Annotated in this window: 17 protein-coding genes and 1 riboswitch; of the genes, 9 read left to right on the top strand and 8 right to left on the bottom strand. The window is 74.7% G+C overall.

Annotation, left to right across the window (positions count from 1 at the left end; genetic code table 11):
- The first annotated feature begins 4 nt into the window (after positions 1 to 4).
- Positions 5 to 628 (top strand): HAD-IA family hydrolase, encoded by a 624-nt coding sequence (locus tag COUCH_RS23530; RefSeq protein ID WP_249607357.1) that lies wholly within the window; start codon positions 5 to 7, stop codon positions 626 to 628.
- 8 nt (positions 629 to 636) lie between these two features.
- Here the strand turns inward: COUCH_RS23530 and COUCH_RS23525 are convergent, their stop codons facing one another.
- A complete protein-coding gene (locus tag COUCH_RS23525; RefSeq protein ID WP_249607356.1) occupies positions 637 to 999 on the bottom strand; it encodes a DUF2203 domain-containing protein in 363 nt (120 codons plus the stop codon).
- Positions 1,000 to 1,063: 64 nt separating this feature from the next.
- On the opposite strand from COUCH_RS23525, the gene COUCH_RS23520 reads away from it, so the two are divergent.
- Positions 1,064 to 1,264, top strand: a complete 201-nt coding sequence (locus COUCH_RS23520) for a hypothetical protein (RefSeq protein ID WP_249607355.1) — start codon at positions 1,064 to 1,066, stop codon at positions 1,262 to 1,264.
- Here the strand turns inward: COUCH_RS23520 and cydC are convergent.
- Genes cydC through COUCH_RS23505 form a run of 3 tightly spaced genes read right to left on the bottom strand, consistent with a single transcriptional unit; the run spans position 1,255 to position 6,877 of the window.
- Positions 1,255 to 4,503, bottom strand: coding sequence for a thiol reductant ABC exporter subunit CydC (gene cydC / locus COUCH_RS23515; protein ID WP_249607354.1), 3,249 nt, complete (start codon positions 4,501 to 4,503; stop codon positions 1,255 to 1,257). The genes COUCH_RS23520 and cydC overlap by 10 nt on opposite strands.
- A complete protein-coding gene (cydB, locus tag COUCH_RS23510) occupies positions 4,500 to 5,480 on the bottom strand; it encodes a cytochrome d ubiquinol oxidase subunit II (RefSeq protein WP_249607353.1) in 981 nt (326 codons plus the stop codon). Before cydB ends, cydC begins: the two co-directional genes overlap by 4 nt.
- Before the next feature lie 11 nt (positions 5,481 to 5,491).
- Positions 5,492 to 6,877, bottom strand: coding sequence for a cytochrome ubiquinol oxidase subunit I (locus COUCH_RS23505; protein WP_249607352.1), 1,386 nt, complete (start codon positions 6,875 to 6,877; stop codon positions 5,492 to 5,494).
- Between the two features lie 75 nt (positions 6,878 to 6,952).
- Between COUCH_RS23505 and COUCH_RS23500 the strand changes: the two genes are divergently transcribed.
- The 4 genes from COUCH_RS23500 to COUCH_RS23485 all read left to right on the top strand — a co-directional run bounded on the left by COUCH_RS23500 (position 6,953) and on the right by COUCH_RS23485 (position 10,465).
- Positions 6,953 to 7,321 carry a BlaI/MecI/CopY family transcriptional regulator gene (locus COUCH_RS23500; protein WP_249607351.1) on the top strand — a complete coding sequence of 123 codons (369 nt, stop codon included), beginning with the start codon at positions 6,953 to 6,955 and terminating at the stop codon, positions 7,319 to 7,321.
- Positions 7,318 to 8,238 (top strand): M56 family metallopeptidase, encoded by a 921-nt coding sequence (locus tag COUCH_RS23495; protein WP_249607350.1) that lies wholly within the window; start codon positions 7,318 to 7,320, stop codon positions 8,236 to 8,238. The genes COUCH_RS23500 and COUCH_RS23495 overlap by 4 nt, the downstream gene beginning before the upstream one ends.
- A gap of 109 nt (positions 8,239 to 8,347) precedes the next feature.
- A riboswitch (cyclic di-AMP (ydaO/yuaA leader) is annotated at positions 8,348 to 8,484 on the top strand.
- A gap of 14 nt (positions 8,485 to 8,498) precedes the next feature.
- A complete protein-coding gene (locus tag COUCH_RS23490) occupies positions 8,499 to 9,488 on the top strand; it encodes a C40 family peptidase (protein WP_249607349.1) in 990 nt (329 codons plus the stop codon).
- A gap of 74 nt (positions 9,489 to 9,562) precedes the next feature.
- On the top strand, positions 9,563 to 10,465 hold the full coding sequence (locus COUCH_RS23485) for an aminoglycoside phosphotransferase family protein (protein ID WP_249607348.1): 903 nt from the start codon (positions 9,563 to 9,565) through the stop codon (positions 10,463 to 10,465).
- Between the two features lie 13 nt (positions 10,466 to 10,478).
- Here COUCH_RS23485 and COUCH_RS23480 read toward each other — a convergent pair whose 3' ends face one another.
- The 3 genes from COUCH_RS23480 to COUCH_RS23470 are packed head-to-tail and all read right to left on the bottom strand — an operon-like array spanning position 10,479 to position 12,636.
- Positions 10,479 to 10,889, bottom strand: a complete 411-nt coding sequence (locus COUCH_RS23480; protein WP_249607347.1) for a VOC family protein — start codon at positions 10,887 to 10,889, stop codon at positions 10,479 to 10,481.
- A 9-nt stretch (positions 10,890 to 10,898) separates the two neighbouring features.
- Positions 10,899 to 11,327, bottom strand: coding sequence for a helix-turn-helix transcriptional regulator (locus COUCH_RS23475; protein ID WP_249607346.1), 429 nt, complete (start codon positions 11,325 to 11,327; stop codon positions 10,899 to 10,901).
- Between the two features lie 22 nt (positions 11,328 to 11,349).
- On the bottom strand, positions 11,350 to 12,636 hold the full coding sequence (locus tag COUCH_RS23470) for a sensor domain-containing diguanylate cyclase (protein ID WP_249607345.1): 1,287 nt from the start codon (positions 12,634 to 12,636) through the stop codon (positions 11,350 to 11,352).
- Positions 12,637 to 12,812: 176 nt separating this feature from the next.
- Between COUCH_RS23470 and COUCH_RS23465 the strand changes: the two genes are divergently transcribed.
- From COUCH_RS23465 to COUCH_RS23455, 3 genes are read left to right on the top strand one after another with little or no spacing between them, the layout of a single operon-like run.
- On the top strand, positions 12,813 to 14,261 hold the full coding sequence (locus COUCH_RS23465; RefSeq protein WP_249607344.1) for an AAA family ATPase: 1,449 nt from the start codon (positions 12,813 to 12,815) through the stop codon (positions 14,259 to 14,261).
- Positions 14,258 to 15,442, top strand: coding sequence for a tetratricopeptide repeat protein (locus COUCH_RS23460; protein WP_249607343.1), 1,185 nt, complete (start codon positions 14,258 to 14,260; stop codon positions 15,440 to 15,442). The genes COUCH_RS23465 and COUCH_RS23460 overlap by 4 nt, the downstream gene beginning before the upstream one ends.
- A gap of 38 nt (positions 15,443 to 15,480) precedes the next feature.
- On the top strand, positions 15,481 to 16,731 hold the full coding sequence (locus tag COUCH_RS23455; RefSeq protein WP_249607342.1) for a tyrosine-protein phosphatase: 1,251 nt from the start codon (positions 15,481 to 15,483) through the stop codon (positions 16,729 to 16,731).
- 44 nt (positions 16,732 to 16,775) lie between these two features.
- On the opposite strand, the gene COUCH_RS23450 is transcribed toward COUCH_RS23455, so the two are convergent.
- Complete coding sequence (locus tag COUCH_RS23450) at positions 16,776 to 17,699, bottom strand: hypothetical protein (protein WP_249607341.1); 924 nt, start codon at positions 17,697 to 17,699, stop codon at positions 16,776 to 16,778.
- Positions 17,700 to 17,784 lie beyond the last annotated feature (85 nt).

Below are 17,784 nucleotides of genomic sequence, written 5' to 3'. Positions count from 1 at the left end.
GGCCATGTCCGCCACCCGAGCCCGGCACCTGCTGATCGACTTCGGCGAGGTGATCAGCCTCGCCCAGCCGGCTGCCGACCTGGCCGCCCTGGCAGCCGACGCCGGGTTGCCCGCCGCCGAGTTCACCGCGCGCTACTGGCACCACCGGCCCGGCTACGACCGCGGCTCGAGCGCGCTCGGCTACTGGACCGCCGTGCTCGGCCACCGGCCCGGGGGAGCGCAGCTGCGCCGCCTCGTCGCACGGGACGTCGCGAGCTGGCTGCACCTCGACGCCGGCACTCTCGCCCTGCTGGAACAGGTGCATGCTGCGGGCGTACCTGTGTCGTTGCTGTCGAACGCGCCGGGTGAGCTGGCCCGCGAGCTGGAGTGGCACCCCGCCCTGAGGTCTTTCGCGCACCTGCTGTTCAGCGCCGACCTGCGGCTGGTCAAGCCGGACCCGGCCGTGTTCACCGCGGCGCTGGGGGCGCTCGGCGCCGCACCCGCCGACGTCGTTTTCGTCGACGACCGCGCGGACAACGTCGCGGCCGCCGCCGCGCTCGGCCTGCGAGCGTGCCTCTTCACCGCTACGGCCGCCTGCCGCGCCGAGATCCTCGCGGCCACCGCCGGGATGTCCCAGCTTGCCGCGTGACCGGCGGCTCAGGGCAGCCGGCGGCGGCCGGCGAACCCGAGGTCGAGGCGGTGGTACCAGCCGAGCTCCGATTCGCCCTCCAGCCAGCACAGCAGCACCGGTACGCCGTCCAGCGTCGCCGGGAAGTCGACGAGCAGCGGCGCCACGCCCTTGAGCTCGGCGCCCGTCTGCTGCACCGAGGTCATGAGCTCGTCGAGCCGGGCCTCCGCCGCCTTGCGTTCCGCGAGCCCGCCCAGCGGTGACGGCTGCCCGCCCGGGGTCAGCGCGGCGGACAGCTCCACCATGTCGGCCCGGACGGCCACCAGCTCGTCCAGCACCGGCCGGAGCCGGGCCAGCTCCGCCCGCGCCTCATCCGGCGTGAACAGTCCCATGGCGATCAGTCTTTCACCCCGCGCGGCGCCGAATCACCCGGCCGCCGATGGGTACCAGGCAGTCATGACCAGTGAGCGAGACGAGAACGTGCCCTCCGCCGTCACGGACTCGGGCAGCAGCACCGACCAGCAGATCTCCGGCTACGAGGAGGAGGGCTCCTTCCTCACCGACGAGGCGCCGACGCCGGCCACGCCCGCGCACGGCAGCAGCAACGCCGGCGTCAACGAGACCGGGGCGAACCGCCCGGGCGGCGTTCAGGACTGAAGCAGGGGCAGCTCGGCGCGGCCGTCGCGCAGCTCGTACGCGGCGTCCACCAGGTCGAGCCCCTCGGTGCGGTGGGTGAGCAGCAGCACCGTACGCCCGTCGGCGGCGCCGAGCAGGTCGGTCATCAGCTCCGCGGCGGCCGCCTCGTCCAGGCCCTCGGTGGGCTCGTCGAGGATGAGCAGCTCGGGGCCGGCGAGCAGGGCCCGCGCGGTGGCCAGCCGCCGGCGCTGACCGCCCGACACGGTGCTGCCCGCGGCGCCCAGCCAGGTGTCCAGGCCGTCGCCCAGCCCGGCCAGCCACGGGCCGAGGCCCACCCGGGTCAGGGCCGCGACCAGCTGCGGGTCCGTCGCCTCGGGGTTGGCGAGCCGCAGGTTCTCCCGTACGGTCGAGGCGAAGACGTGGTCCGCCTCGTCGCCGACCAGGACCGTCCGCCCGGGACGGCGTACCGAGCCGGCGCGCGGGTCGAGCAGCCCGGCGACCACGGCGGCCAGCGTGGATTTGCCCCCGCCGGACGGTCCCAGCACGGCCACCTTCGCGCCGCGCGGCACGTCGAGGTGCACGCCCCGCAGGCTGGGCGGCCGGTCCGGGTCCCATCCCGCGACGAGGTCGCGGACGATCAGCCGGTCGGCGTGCGGGACCGTACGGGTGGCACTCGGCGGCTGCGTCGCGATCTCGTCCAGCCGGTGCCGGGCACCGCTCGCGCGCCGCCTCGCCACCGCGGCGTCCGGCAGCGTGGCGACCGGCTCGCCGAGCGCCACCAGGCCGAGCAGCAGCACCGCCGACCACTCGGGGGAGAGCCCGCCCGCGTCGCGCAGCACGAGCGCGGTCCCGGCGACGGCCACCGCCCACCCCACCAGGCTCAGCGCCGACGCGGCCCCGGCAGCGCGGGCGGCCCGGGCCTCGAGTACGGCCAGGGCCCGGCTGCGCCGATCGGGTACGCCCAGCGCGTTCCCGCCCTGCACGGCGAGCTCCTCCACGCCGTCCACGGTCTCGACGACGGCGTCCCGCAGCCGGGCGCGGGCGGTCCCGGTCGCCGCCTCCGCCCGGCCCGCCTGCCACCCGGCCAGCGCCGGAGCAAGGCCCACGGAGACCAGGACGCCCACGCCCAGCGGTACGGCGGTCCACGGCGACACCCCGGCCGCCACCGCGACCCCGGCGAACACCGTCACCGCGGCGGACAGGGCGGGGAGCCGCCCGCGCAGCAGCCCGTCGACCCGCAGGTCCACGTCGCCGGCCACGCGGCCGAGCAGGTCACCGCGGCGCCGCAGCCGGGGTCCCGGCACCCGGGGGACGAGGTCGGCGAAGACCCGCGACCGCCACTCGCCGAGCCGCGCGAACGCCACGTCGTGCGCGACGAGCCGTTCCAGGTAGCGCAGCAACGGCCGGGCGACGGCCGACCCGCGGACGAGCACGACGGCGGTGGAGAGGCTGAGGACGGGCGGCAGGAAGGAGGCACGGACGAGGAGCCAGGCGGCCGCGCCGGTGAGCACGAGCCCGGCCAGCGAGGACGCCGCTCCGAGGGCGACGGCGGTGCCCGGCCGGGGCAGCAACCAGGCTGTCTTCCTAGGACGCTTGAGCGACTGTGCGGCGGATCCTTCGGCGGCGGCTTCACCCGGCGCGGTTTCCGCGGGAGCGACCGTGACCGCGGGCCCGGCGGTCGGCGGCGCGGCGCTTCGGCTCGTCCGGGAGGTCACCTCGACGACCCGGTCCGCCTCGGTCAGCAGCGCCCGCCGGTGCGCGACCACGAGTACCGCGCACCCCTGGGCGGCCGCCGCGCGCAGTTGCGCGACGACGAGTCGTTCCGTGTCCGCGTCGAGGTGGGCCGTCGGCTCGTCCAGCAGCAGCACGACCGGGCGCCGGGACGCGGCCCGCAGCAGCGCGGCCAGCGCCAGCCGCTGCCGTTGGCCCGCGGACACCCCGCTGCCCAGCTCGCCGAGGACCGTCTCCGGCGTGACCTCGTCGTCCAGGCCGACCGCACGCAGGGCGGTCCGGACCTCGGCGGGCTTCGAGCCCGGGAACACGCCGGCGACCGTACGAACGTGCGGCAGCGTCGGCCGTTGTGGCAGGTACAGCACGCCGGGGCCGGACAGTTCGACATGGCCCTCGGCGGCCGGCTGCAGCCCGGCGAGGACCCGCAGCAGCGTGGTCTTGCCCGCGCCGGACGGGCCGCGTACCGCCACCAGCTCGTGGTCGCGTACCGCGAGCGGGCCGGTGACCAGCGCGTCCCGCCCGGCGCCGGGGTAACGGGCGCGCAGGGCCGTCGCGTACACCGCGGGGCGGTCACCGCCGCCGGTCGAGGGCAGGTACGCCGCATCGTCGCCGAGCACCTCGTCCACCTCTCCGATCACCGCGGACGCGTCCGCGCTCGCGTGGTAGCGGGCCGCCATCTCGCGCAGCGGCCGGTACGCCTCCGGGGCCAGCAGGATCACCAGCAGGGCGTCGCCGAGTCCCATGCCACCGCCGGCGACGCGCAGGCCGGCCTCGACCGCGATCAGCCCGACGGACAGCGTGCCGACCAGGTCGAGCGCGGTGGAGGACAGGAACGCGACGCGCAGGACCCGTACGGTCGCGGTCCGGTGCTGGTCGGTGAGGTCGCGCACGACGGCGGTCTGGCGTTCGGCCCGGCCGTACACCCGCAGGGTCGCCAGGCCGCGCACGACGTCGAGGAAGTGGCCCGCCAGGCGGGCGTCGGCCTGCCAGGCCCGCCGGGCGCGCAGCTGCGTCGCCCAGCCGATCAGCGCCCCGAGCAGCGGCACGAGCGGCAGCGTGAGCAGTGCGATCAGGGCGGAGAGCGGATCGACGACGGCCATCGCGGCCAGGACGAGCGGCGGCAGCAGCACGCCGAGCGTCAGGGCCGGCAGGTATCCGGTGAACCACGGCCGCAGCGCGTCGAGCCCGCCGGTCAGCACGGCGCTCAGCCGGCCGCTGCCGTAGCTCGCCACCCATCCCGGCCCGTGCCGCAGCGCCGCCGCGAGGGTGCTGCGCCGCAGCTCGTCGGTGACCCGGGCCGCGGTGCGCTGGGCGACGACCTGCTCGGACCAGGTCAGGGCCGCCCGCGCCAGGAACGCGGCGGCGAGCATCCCGATCGCGTCGCGGCCGGTGACGATGCGGGTCAGGGCGACGGCGACGGTCACGGTCGCGGCGGCCTGTCCGGCGCCGATCAGGGACAGGACCGCGATTCCCGTACGCCCGGAGCGCGCGTGCCGCAGCAGCCGGGGGTCGAGGGGCGCGCGGCTCACGAGGGCACCCGCTCGCTGGCGACCCGGCGGCGGAACACCCAGTACGAGAACGCCTGGTAGACGAGGACGCCCGGCAGCACGACGACCCCGACGACGCTGAGCAGCCGCAGTGCGGAGTCCGTGGCCGCCGCTCCCGTCATGGTGAGCGACCAGGCGGGGTCGAGCGTGCTGCGCAGCACCACGTCCCCGTGCGCGGTGAAGACGGCCACGACGGCCCCGGCGACGCCCAGTGCGGTGATGCCGAACGCGACGAGTTCCCGGCCGTGCCGTGCGACCAGGGTGATGCCCATGCAGAGCGCGGCCGCGGCGAGCACGAGCCGGCTGCCGGTCGCGAAGCCGGCCCCGCCGAGGACGACGGTCCCGGCCGCGGCGAGGCGCACGCTCCACCGGCGGGCGCGGGCGTGCACGGGCCCGGTGGTGCGCAACGCGAGGAAGACGGCCCCGATGAGCAGGGCGGCGTAGAACGCGAGGCCGGCGCCGGCGAGCGCCGGCCAGGACAGCAGGGGATCGAGGCTCCTGCTCAGGCCGGCGCCGGTGACCTCCCCGTCCGCGCCGAGCGCGAGCCCGTGGGTGAGCACGCCCAGCACCGCCCCCCAGAGCAGCACGATGGCGGCGGAGCTCGCGGCGAGGGCGGTGTCGCAGCGGCGGCGCCACCGTTCGCCGTCGCCCTTGCCGCGGAACTCGAGGGCGACGCCGCGGACGGCCAGCAGCAGCAGGAGGGCGGCCATGGGCAGGTAGAAGCCGGACAGCAGGGCGGCGTACCAGTCGGGGAAGGCGGCGAATGTCACGCCGATCGCGGCGACCAGCCAGACCTCGTTGCCGTCCCAGAACGGGCCGACCGTACGCACGATCGCCCCGCGCTCGTGGTCGTCGCGGCCGAGCACGGGCCCGAGCACGCCGACGCCGAAGTCGAAGCCCTCCAGGACGAAGAACAGCACCCAGCAGAGCACGACGAGCGAGAACCAGACGGTGACCATCGCGGTGCTCCTCAGTAGACGGGGACGGGGATCTTGTCGGCGGCCGGCTCGGCGGCGGCGGGCGCCGGGGCGAGCGGTTGCCGACTCAGGTGGCGGACGAGGCGCAGCCAGACGACGGCGAGGACGCCGTAGACGACGGCGAAGCCGATGAGCGAGGCGAGGACCTCGCCGCGGGTGAGGCCGGGGGAGATGCCGTCGGCCACGCGCGAGATGCCGAACGCGAGCCAGGGCTGCCGGGCGGTCTCGGTGAAGATCCAGCCGAAGGTGTTGGCGGCCGCGGGCAGGATCGGGATCAGCGGCAGCAAGCGCAGCACCAGCGGGTGGGCCGTGCGTCCCTTGCGCGTGCCCCACAGGTAGTACGCGGCCACGGCGGCGGCCAGCATGCCGATGCCGATCATGAGGCGGAACGTCCAGAACGCCACGGGGACCATCGGGATGTAGCTGCCGGGGCCGTACTGGGCGGCGTACTGGGCCTGGAGGTCGTCGAGGCCCTGCACGGTGGCGCCCGGGCTGCCGGCGGCGAGGATCGACAGCAGCTTGGGGATCTCGACGCTGAGGAACGGCTCGCCGCCGTCCGGGCCGCCGATGGCGAAGACGGAGAACGGCGCTCCGGTGGTGGTGGCGTACAGGGCCTCGGCGGCGGCCATCTTCATCGGCTGCACCTCGGTGATGACCTTGCCGAGGTGGTCGCCGGTCAGCGCGGTCAGCGCCCCGCCGGCCACGGTGAGCCAGGCGCCGAGGCGGGCCAGCGTACGGAATCCGGCCTCCCCGGCCGCGCGCAGCCGCCAGACGCCGATGGCCAGCAGCAGCGATCCGCCGGCCATGAGCGCGCCCGCGAGGGTGTGCGGGAACGCGGCGAGGTTGACCTTGTTGAGCAGCAGCGCGCCGAAGTCGTCGAGGCGGGCGCGCCCGGTCACCGGGTCCAGGGTGTACGCGACCGGGTTCTGCATGAACGAGTTGGCGGCGAGGATGATGAACGCGCTCATGACGGTGCCGAGCGCGACGACGACGATCGTGGCGGCGTGCACCGTGCGGGGCAGCCGGTCCCAGCCGAAGTACCACAGGGCGAGGAACGTGGCCTCCAGGAAGAACGCGAGCATGCCTTCGATGGCGAGCGTGGGGCCGAAGACGTCGCCGTAGAAGCGGGCGAACGCGCTCCAGCCCATGCCGAACTGGAATTCCTGTACGAGCCCGGTGACCACGCCGACGGCGAAGGTGACGATCAGCAGCTTGCCGACGAACTTCGTGAGGTCGCGGTACTTGTCGTCGCCGGTGCGCAGCCAGGTGAGCTGGAGACCGGCCGCGGTGGCGGCGAGGCTGATCGACAGCGGCACGAAGAAGTAGTGGTAGATCGTCACGACCGCGAACTGCAGCCGGGTCAGGTCGAGCACGTCCATGCCGGATCCCCTCTACGACGTTTCGTAGTAGATACTACGGCGCGTAGTACGACGTCGTGCAGTAGAGTGGGTCACATGGCACTCGGGGACCTCGAACGCGAGGTCATGCAGCAGTTGTGGGACGCCGGGCAGCCGCTGACCGTGCGGCAGGTGCACGAGCGCCTCAGCCGGCGGCGGGAGCTGGCGTACACGACCGTCATGACGGTGCTCGACCGCCTCGCCAAGAAGGCCGTGGTCACCCAGCAGAAGGCCGACCGCGCCTACCGGTACGCGCCCGCGCAGTCGCGCGAGGAGATGACGGCCGCGCTGATGCTCGACGCGCTCAGCGCCGCGCCCGACGGCGTCCGCGACGCGGCGCTGGCCCACTTCGTCGGGCGCCTGGATCCGTCGGCGCTGACCGCCGCGATCGAGGCGGCCCGGAAGGAATCGGCCGCGGAGTCGTGACCGCGCTGCTGCTCGGTGCGCTGGGCCTGACGCTGTCGCTGGTCGTGCCGGGGGTCCTCGCCACCGCCCGCTGGCCGGGCCGGGCGCCGGCCGCCGCGGTCGTGCTGTGGCAGAGCATCACCCTGACCGGCATCCTGTGCGCGCTCGGCGTCGTGCTCGCCGCGCCGCAGGAGCTGGTCGCCGCGCTGGGGTCCGGCACGCCGGTCGGCGCCGCGGCCCTCGTCGCCGCCCTGGCGGTCGCCGCGGTGATCATCATCCGGCTGCTGGCCTCGCTGGCCGGGGTGACCCACCGCTCGCGTACCCGCCGGGCCCGGCACCGGATGCTCGTCGACCTGCTCGACACCGCGGAACGCCACGGTGAGCTGCCCGACGAGGTGCCGGCCGGGCTGCGGGTGCTCGACGGGCCGCTGCCGTTCGCGTACTGCCTGCCGGGCCGCCGCCCGCGCGTCGTGCTCAGCGGGGGAGCGCTGCGCGTCCTCGACCGGGCCCAGGTGAACGCGGTCATCGCCCACGAGCAGGCGCACCTGCGTCACCGGCACGACCTGGTGATGGAGTCGTTCACGGCGTTCCACCGGGCGGTGCCCGGCCCGCTGCGCAGCCGTGCGCCGCTGGACGCCGTCCACCTCCTGCTGGAGATGGTGGCCGACGACGCGGCCCGGCGCCGCTGCGGAGCCGGACCGCTGCGCAGCGCGCTGGCGGTGCTCGGCGACGCCGTGACCCCCGGCGGGCCCACGGAACCGGCCGGGGACGCCGGCGAGGAGCGGCGGCGGCGCATGTCCCGCCTGACCGGCGACGATCCCCGCTCGGCCCCGGTGGCGGCCGGCGCACTCGCCGCCGCGGCCGCATTGCTGGTGTTACCCACAGTGATCCTGGTGGTGCCGTGGCTCGACCGCGCGCTCTCGGCTTGGCCGCTTTAAGTCTTCCTTAATGACGCTCCGTAACGGGGAGGCCGGGTTCAGTTCCGCCGTGATCGGGAGTACGGTGGTGCCCGGCTCGTCGGTCCCCCCTCGTCCAACCGGGCGACCCGGCGGGTCACCGCCTAATCGTGCGCAGCACGAGCCGGGGACCCACGATCCCGGGGTGAAGCCGCGGCACCATCGCGGCCGGGCGCGCTTCCCGCCCGAACCCGACAGCTAACCCGGTCGGCGGCCGAGGGAAGAAAGGACACTGCACCTACGTGAAACGGATCGGGACGCGACGCGCCGCGATTCTGCGCAGCCTGCTCTGTGTCATCGCCGCGACCGGGGTGATGCTGGTTCCCACCGCGGCACACGCGACACCGTCGCCCTCGAGCATCGAGAAGCAGATCGACGAGCAGTGGAACAAGCTCGAGCCGGTCATCGAGCAGTACAACGACGTGCACAACCAGCTGATCAAGAACCGTGCACAGCTCAAGCAGATCAACAAGCGGCTGCAGCCCCTGCAGCTGCAGGTCGATCTCGCCCTGTCGCAGGTGGGCGGCATGGCGGCCGACGCGTACAAGCAGGGTTCGCCCGGGGCCATGCAGGCCATGCTGGTCAGCGGATCGCCGACCGGCCTGACCGAGAAGCTCACGTTCCTCGATCAGATCGCGAGGCACCAGCAGCAGCAGATCGCGGGCGTGGCGAAGCTGCGCGACAAGTACGCGAAGGACCAGCAGGCTCTGACCACTCTCACCGACGCCGTGGCGGCACGCGACAAGGACCTCGCCGCGCGGAAGAAGGAGATCCAGAAGAAGGTCGACGATCTGCAGAAACTGCGGATCCGGGCCTACGGTCAGAGCGGCGCGAGCGACGGTCCGCTGCGGACCGGCCCCTGTCCGGTGGACTACACCAACGACAAGGGCGGACGCGCGGCCCAGAAGGCGTGCTCGCTGATCGGCATCAAGTACATCTTCGGTGCCGAGGGACCCAGTGGGTACGACTGCTCGGGCCTGACCAAGGTGGCGTGGGCGTCCGTGGGAGTGCACCTCGAGCACTTCACCGGCGACCAGGTCCACACCGGACGGGCCGTCAGCCGCAGCGAGCTGCAACCGGGAGACCTGATCTTCTACGGCAGCCCGGTGCACCACGTGGCCATCTACGTGGGAGGCGGCACCATGGTGCACGCACCCCACACCGGCGACCACGTGCGGATGGCCAGCATCGACAGCCCCGGGGCGATCACGGCGATCCGCCGCCCGGGCTGACCGGCCCCCCACCAGCACCACCGGAAAGCCGCCACGGTCGTGGCGGCTTTTCCTTGTCCGGCACACTGTCCGGCATGCACCCCGCCGTCTTCACCCGCAACGTCACCAGCGCCTGGGGCGACGCCGGCCGCCGATGGCTCGCCGCGCTGCCGGACCTCGTCGCCGGCGTCGCCCGCGAGTGGGATCTCACGGTGGGTGACCCGTACCCGCTGACCTTCAACTGGGTGGCCCCGGCGCGCCGGGCCGACGGCTCCGCCGCGGTGCTGAAGCTGGGCGTACCCGAATCCGGGCACCTGAGCAGCGAGGCGACCGCGCTGGACGCGTTCGGCGGAGCCGGCGCGGTGCGGCTGCTGCACCGCGACGACGAGCGCGGCGCCCTGCTCATCGAACGCGCCGAGCCCGGCACCACCCTGCGCGCTCTGGTCCGCGAGCACGACGAGCAGGCCACGGCCGTCCTGATCGACGCCATGCGCCGCCTGCACCGGCCCGCGCCGCCCGGTATCGGCCTGGAGCCGCTCGAGCAGCGCCTGGAGGACTTCGCCGCGCACAAGGAGCGGTACCGCGGCCGCGACCCCTTCCCGCCGGGCCTCGTCGACCAGGCGATGAGCCTGCACGCCGAGCTCTGCGCGTCGGCGACGGAACGCGTCGTCCTGCACGGCGACCTGCACCACGAGAACGTCCTCGCCGCCACGCGCGAACCGTGGCTGGTGATCGACCCGCACGGCGTGGCCGGCGACCCCGGCGCCGAGCTGGGGCCGGCCCTCTACAACCCGCTCGACGGCGACGAACCGACGCTGCGGCTGCTCGACCGCCGCGTCGAGCAGTTCGCCGACGGCCTGGGCATGTCGCCGGACCGCGTCGTGGCCTGGGGCTTCGCGCAGGCGGTGCTGTCGGAGGTGTGGACCGCGGACGGCGGCGTGCCCCGGCCCGGCCGCGCCCTCGAGGTGGCCCTGGCGCTGCGGCCCCGGCTGCGCTGAACCGCCGGTGGGCTCAGCGCAGCTCCTGGATGCGGATCAGGTTGCCCGCGGGATCCCGGAACGCGCAGTCGCGCATCCCGTACGGCTGCTCGACCGGCTCCTGGACCACCTCGGCGTCGGCGGCGCGCAGCCGCTCGAACGTGCCGTCGAGATCCTTGGTGGCCAGCAGGATCCAGCCGTACGTCCCCTTGGCCATCATGCCGGTGATGACGCGCCGTTCCTCGTCGGTGATGCCCGGGTCGGTCGCCGCCGGCGCCAGCAGGATCGACGTGCCGGGCTGGCCGGGCGGCCCCACCGTGATCCAGCGCATCGGACCCGAGCCCACGTCGGCCCGCACCTCGAAGCCGAGCGCGTCGCGGTAGAAGGCCAGGGCGGCGTCGGGGTCGTCGTGCGGCAGGAAGCTCGCGTGAATCGTGATGTCCATGGGCTCACGCTAGGGCGGCGCGAGGGCCGGCGCTTCTCGATTCCTGACCGGCCGGGTCACCTGTTTCGCCAGGCAGGGCGGCAGATCCGCGGCCGCCGCGGCCGCCCGCCGCCGGTACGTGCTGGGCGGCATCCCGACCAGCTCGGTGAAGCGGGTGCTGAACGTGCCCAGCGACGAACAGCCCACCGCGAAGCACACCTCGGTGACGCTGAGCCGGCCCTGCCGCAGCAGTGCCATCGCCCGCTCGATCCGCCGCGTCATCAGGTAGCTGTACGGCGACTCGCCGTACGCGGCGCGGAACGCGCGGCTCAGATGCCCGGCCGACATGTGCGCACCGCGGGCGAGCGCCGGAACGTCCAGCGGCTGGGCGTACTCGCGGTCGATCCGGTCGCGCACGCGGCGCAGCCGGAGCAGATCGCGGCGGTGCTCGCTGGTCACGCCCCGATCGTACGACCGGGCCCTACGCCCAGGGCGCGCTGATCTCGTCCTCGACGTAGAGGATCGCGCTGTCGCGGCCCGTGTCCTTGCCCCGGTGCATCGCCCGGTCCGCGTGCCGCATCAGCGTCCTCGCGTCCGTACCGCCCGGGAACGCCAGCGCCACCCCGACGGTGCAGCCGACGTCCAGCCGCAGCCCCGCCACCGCCGCGCTGGCCGCGACGCCCTCGATGATCCGCCGGGCCACCGTCATCGCCTCGTCGGCGCTGCGGACGTGCGTCAGCACCACCCCGAACCCGTCGCCGCCGAGCCGGCCGGCCGTGTCGGTCTCCCGCGTCGTGCGCTTGAGCACGCCGCTGACGGTCTGCAGGAGGCGGTCGCCGACGTCGTGGCCGTACGTCTCGTTGACCGCCCGGAACCCGTCCAGGTCGCACAGCAGCATCGCCACCGGATGCTGGTACCGGGTGCCCTGCGCGAGCGCCCGCGCCAGGTCCCGCTCCAGCGTCGCCCCGTTCGCCAGGCCGGTCAGCGCATCGTGCGACGCCGCGTACGCGATCCGGTCCTGCGCCGCCCGCCGGTCGGTGATGTCGCGCTGATGGGTGACGATCGCCTGCACCGACGGGTGCGCCAGCATGTTGCGCGCCACGATCTCATGCCAGTACCACGACCCGTTCGCGTGCCGTACCCGCAGCTCGGCGGAGTGCTCGACGGTGCTGTCCGAGGCGAGCAGGCGCGCGAACAGCTCCGCCGAGGCGGCCTCGTCCTCCGGGTGGAACAGTCCCCGCAGCACCCGCCCGCGCAGCTCCTCGGGCTTGTACCCGAGCACCGGCCGCGCGGCCGAGCTCACCCAGGTCACGTCGCCGGAGGCGTCACAGAGGGTGATCACCTCGGAGCCGTCGCGGACGAGCGCCCGGAGCCGCTCCTCGCCCCGCTTCGCAGCCGCCTCGGCCCGCTCCCGGTCCTCGGCGAACCGCCCCAGGGTCCGCGCACCCGCGACGATCACGGCGGCCACGAGGGCCGCCAGCACGTGCGACTGCGCGGCGTCGAGCCGGCTGTCCAGCACACCGCCGGCGACCAGCGCCTGCCCGGCGCCGATCGCCACGACGGCCGTCGCCGCCACGGGCTTCCACGCCCGGGAGCCGCATGCCGACACGTACGCCGCCACGACCGCGAGGTGCAGCACGGACAGGGGCGCGCCCCAGCCGGCCGCGTACATGACGGCGGTCAACGGCACCACGGACAGGGGGACGCGCCACCAGGCGCCGTCCCCGCACGCGAACCGTACGGCCCTCGCGATCGTCGGATGGCTCACGCTGCTGTCCCTCGTCCGTCTGGCGGTGCGCCCGCTCACGTGGACGCCAGTCCTCCATTCGGCCGGGTCACCGGGCATCCAAGAAAGGGACGCGGGAAAATCGGCAGCTGCGGGCGCGGGGCGACGGACCGCGGGGGCGTCGGAAGTGTCAGGGGGCACGGGCATAATCGCCTCTCATGAGCGACGCCCTGATCGACAGCCTGACCGCGGCGGTCGGCGCGCGGCCGGACGACCTGCCCCTGCGGCAGCATCTCGCCGAGCTGCTCGTCGCCGCCGGCCGGCCCGCCGAGGCGATCGGGCACGCCGCCCAGCTCCTGGCCCGCGACCCGGACGACCGGGCCGCCCAGCGCCTCATGGCCGCCGCCCTCGGCGCCGCCGCGCCTTCCCCGGCCGCACCGTCGCCGTCCCGGCCCGCCGCGCCGACGTCCCCGGATCCTGCTGCGCCGTCGGTCTTCCCGGGCCCGGCCGGTGCCGGGTCGCCGCCCGGCCCGGCCGCGCCCGGTCCCGGCGCGCAGGCCCGGCCGGCGTCCCCCGGGCCCGCCTCGCCGGCAGACCCCGCGGCGCCCGGCCCGGCCGCCGACCCGGCGCCCTCCGGGGAGCCGTCCGCGCGCCCGTCCGGGGAGCCGTCCGCACGGCCGTCCGGGGGCGTCGACTGGGCGGCGTTCGAGAGCGAGCTCGAGGGCGTCGTCCCGCCGCGCTTCACCGCCGCCGACGAGCCGGAGCCGGTCCGCGGCCACGACGACCGGGCGTTCGACATCGAGCGGTCCGTCGTCACCCTCGCCGACGTCGGCGGCATGCAGGAGGTCAAGAAGCGGCTCGAGCTGTCCTTCCTCGGCCCGCTGCGCAACCCGAAGCTGCGGACGCTGTTCGGCAAGAGCCTGCGCGGCGGGCTGCTGCTGTACGGGCCGCCCGGCTGCGGGAAGACCTTCCTCGCGCGGGCCGTGGCGGGGGAGATGGGCGCCGCGTTCGTGTCGTTGTCGATCACCGACGTGCTCGCGATGTGGGTCGGCAGTTCCGAGCGCAACCTGCACGAGTTGTTCGCCGCGGCGCGCGGGCATGCGCCGTGCGTGCTGTTCCTCGACGAGATCGACGCGCTCGGGCACAAGCGCAGCCAGCTGAGCTCGTCGGCGCTGCGGACGCTCGTCAACCAGCTGCTCACCGAGCTGGACGGGGTCGACGGCAACAACGACGGGCTGTTCGTGCTCGCCGCGACCAACGCGCCGTGGGACATCGACGCCGCGCTGCGCCGGCCCGGGCGGCTTGACCGGACGCTGCTCGTGCTGCCGCCCGACGAACCGGCGCGCGCAGCGATCCTCGAGTACCACCTGCGCGACCGGCCGGTCGCCGGCATCGACCTGGCCGGGCTCGCCGCCGCCACCGACCGCTTCTCGGGCGCCGACCTGGCCCACGTCTGCGAGACCGCCGCGGAGTACGCGATGCGCGACGCCATCAGCACCGGCGAGGTCCGCATGATCAACCAGGCGGACATGACGGCGGCCGTCCGCGAGGTCCGGCCCTCCACGGACGCCTGGTTCGCCACCGCGCGCAACGTGGCCCTGTTCGGCAACGCGAGCGGCGACTACGACGACCTCGCGGCGTACCTGAAGCAGCGCAAGCTCCTGTGACCGGGCTGGACGCGTACCGTCAGGCCCGGCACCTGGCCGAGGTCGGCCGGCACGGCGACGCCGAGGCGAAGCTGCGCGCGGCGCTGACCGCCGAGCCGGGCGACGCCGACCTGCTCACCCTGCTCGGGTACGTGCTGCGCCAGCAGCGCGACTACGTGGCGGCGCTGCAGGCGTGCGACGCGGCGCTGGCGGCGAACCCCGGCCTCGCCGACGCGCACGCGGAGCGCGCCGAGTCGCTGATCGCCCTCATCCGCGACGAGGATGCCATCGCGGCCGCCGGCGAGGCGGTCCGGCTGCGCCCGCACGACCCCGGCGGCCACCTCGTGCTGGCCCGCGCACTGACCTCGGCGAAGCGGTACGACGCGGCCCGCCACGCCGCCCGGCACGGCCAGTCGCTCGCCCCGCAGTCGGTGGAGGCGCTGCTGACGATCGCCGACCTGGAACGCGACGCCGGCAACCGCGACGAGGCGGAACGGGCCACCCGGGCGGCGCTCGCCGTCGAGCCGGGCAACGCGTACGGCCGCTGGCTGCTCGCGATGCTCGACGCGGAACGGCTGCGGGTCCGCCGGTCGATGCGGGCCCTGCGCGACGTGGCCCGCGAGAACCCGGCCCGCCCCGACGTCATCTCGATGACCTGGCCGATCCGCAGCCTGCTCAGCGCGCTGCGCCGCTGGTTCTCCGTCGCGGTCCTGCTCGTGACGGCCGCCGCGGTGGCCGCGACGGTCTGGGGCCCCGCGGCCCTGCCGGCGCGCGTCCTCGCGGGCCTGATCGCCGTCGTCGTGGCCGGGTTCGCCGTCCGGGTGCTCGTCCCGGCCGGCCGGCTGCCGTGGCGCTGCCTGCGCCTGGTGCCCTGGCTGCTGCGCCGCGCCACGCTCACGGGGGCGGCGACGGTGGCGGTGATGGCCGCGCTGCTGCTCGCGTACGCCGCGACGGGCGCCTGGTGGCTCACGATGCCGGCGCTGGCCGGGGTGCCGGTGCTGTGGGCGGGCGGGTTCGCCGAGCTGCTCGGGGCGCGCCTGGACGACCCCGGCTACATGCACGCGGTCAAGATGCTGGGGCGCGACCTGCAGAACTTCCGCGTCGAGCTGAAGAAGTGGTGGAGCGACACGAAGCGGGAGCTGCGCGAGGCGTGGAAAGAGCCGGAGGCGCCCGAGAAGGACCCGGGGAAGCCACCGCGATGAACTTCGGACACCCGTCCGCGGCGAGAGACGGAGCGCGCATGGTGACCCTGGACTGGCCCGGCTGCCACAACGCCCGCGACGTGGGCGGCCTGCCCACCGTGGACGGCTCGGCCATCCGCCCGCGCGCCCTGCTGCGCTCCGGTCACCACACCGAGCTCACCGCCGCCGGCATCGCCGCCGTCCGCGCGGCCGGGATCAGCCGCGTGCTGGACCTGCGCCGGGACGTGGAACGCGACGCGTACCCCAGCCCGTTCGCCGGCGACCCCGGCTACGTGTCCGCGCCGGTGCTGCTGGACGTCGTCACGTACGAGTACCCCGACGACTCGTACGGCCCGTTGCTGGACCACAACCAGCAGCGCATCGCGGCGGCGTTCAGGGCGATCGCCGGGGCGCCGCCGGGCGGTGTGCTCGTGCACTGCCGCGGCGGCCGGGACCGTACGGGCGTCCTCGTGGCCCTGGCCCTCAGCGTCGCCGGGGTCGCGCCCGACGTGATCGCCGGCGACTACGCGCTCACCGAGGGCTCCCCGGCCGCCGTCATGCTCAACACCTTCGAGCATCTGGAGCAGGCGTACGGCGGCGTGACCGCGTACCTGAGCCTGATCGGCATCACCGAGGCCGAGCGCGCGGCGGTGCGCGAGCGTCTCCGCGAGCCCGCGTACCTCACCGAGACCCGCGACGGCTACAACCGTTTCGCCGCCGAGTACGCCGGCCTGTTCGGCGACGTCCTGGCCCGCAACGTCTGGGAACGCGCCCTGCTCGGCGGCTTCGCGGAGCTCGTGCGCGCCGAGCCCGGCCCGGTCCTCGAGGTGGGCTGCGGCATCGGCACGGTCACGGCGTACCTGCACGGGCTCGGTGTGGACATCGCCGGGCTCGACCTGGCGCCGGAGATGGTCGCCGCCGCCCGCCGCGACCACCCGTCGATCACCTTCGACGTCGGCACGATGACCGCCCTCGCCCGCCCGGAAGGCACCCTCGCCGCGGTCCTCGCCTGGTATTCGATCATCCACGTGCCCGACGACGAGCTTCCGGTCGTCCTGACGGAATTCCGGCGCGTCCTGCGTCCCGGCGGGTACGTGTTCCTGGCCTTCCAGGTCGGCGACGAGGCCCGGCACGTCCGCGACATCACGTTCCTGCGGCGCCGGCCCGAGCAGGTCGCCGGCATGCTGCGGGAGGCCGGGTTCGACCTGTGCCTGCGGTCGGTCCGGGCGCCGGACCAGGAGGGCGCTGCGGAGCAGCTGCCGCAGGCGTATCTGCTCGCCCGCACGCCGAAGCCGGCACCCGGCGCCTGACGATCCTGCGCCCGTCAGCTGCGGCCCGCGCCCATGATCGTCGCCTAGCTGCGCCGGTCGCCCCAGATCGAGAACGGGTCCACGTACGGCCGGGCCAGCGCGAGCAGCTCGGCGTCCCCGCGGCCGTGCAGCTCGTCCTGTGCGATCTGCCGTACGGTCCCGGCGAGGATGTCGGCCAGCTGCACCCGCGGCTCCGACCCGGCCGCCGCCAGCTCCACCCGGGTGAGCACCAGACCGGCGTGCCGCAGCGCCCGTTGCAGTCCCGCCACCCGCTGGGCGGGCAGCATCGTCTGCCGGTCGTGCACGATCGTCACCGGACGCCCGCCGTCACCCCACCGCGCCACGGCCCGCAGCAGTGCGGGGATCAGCGGGTCCAGGACGGACAGCGAGGGATCCGCTTTCAGCCGTACGCGCAGAGCCTCCGCGCTGTCCCGCCGGAAGCCCGCGGAGCCGTCCGCCACGGCGAAGAAGGCTTCCACCGGCCCGGCCACGTCCCGGCGATCCTTGCCGCGCATGAGGTTGTTGGCCGCGACGAGGAACGCCGGCGCCGGGCCGTCCGCGGCGTGCCGCCGGTAGAGCTCGTCCGACGCCTCCCGGGCGCGGCCGCCGTCCGGCCCGGCCCGCCACCACCCGGTTCCCGTGCCGCCCGGCTCGCCGAGCAGGAGCTCGTCGAGGGTGCCGATCAGGAAGTACGCCTTGTCGATCAGGTACACGTGCGCGGAGCGGAACAGCGGGCTCGACGGGCCGAGCAACCACACCAGCGCCGAGCGGTGCTTCTCCCGCTGCAGGTGGTTCGCCTTGTACTGGGTCGCGGGGGAGCGGATGCGGCGGCGCAGTTCGGCCAGGCAACCGGCGGCCACGGCGGCGGAGAGGTGGACGCCGGCGTGGGCGAAGACGTCCGTGGTCGTGCCGATGAGCTTCTCGCCCTCGTACCCCGACTCGTCGCACACCAGCTCAACGGTCTCCACGGAGGCAGTATACCGGTAAAGAGTTCTAGAACAGTGCCAAGAGTTGTGGCATGATGGCCGTACAGTTCTAGAACATTTGGAGTCG

Source organism: Couchioplanes caeruleus (assembly GCF_023499255.1).
Taxonomy (GTDB): Bacteria; Actinomycetota; Actinomycetes; order Mycobacteriales; family Micromonosporaceae; genus Actinoplanes; species Actinoplanes caeruleus_A.
Note: the sequence above shows the minus strand (reverse complement) of the source record. Positions and strands in the feature narration are given on the sequence as shown.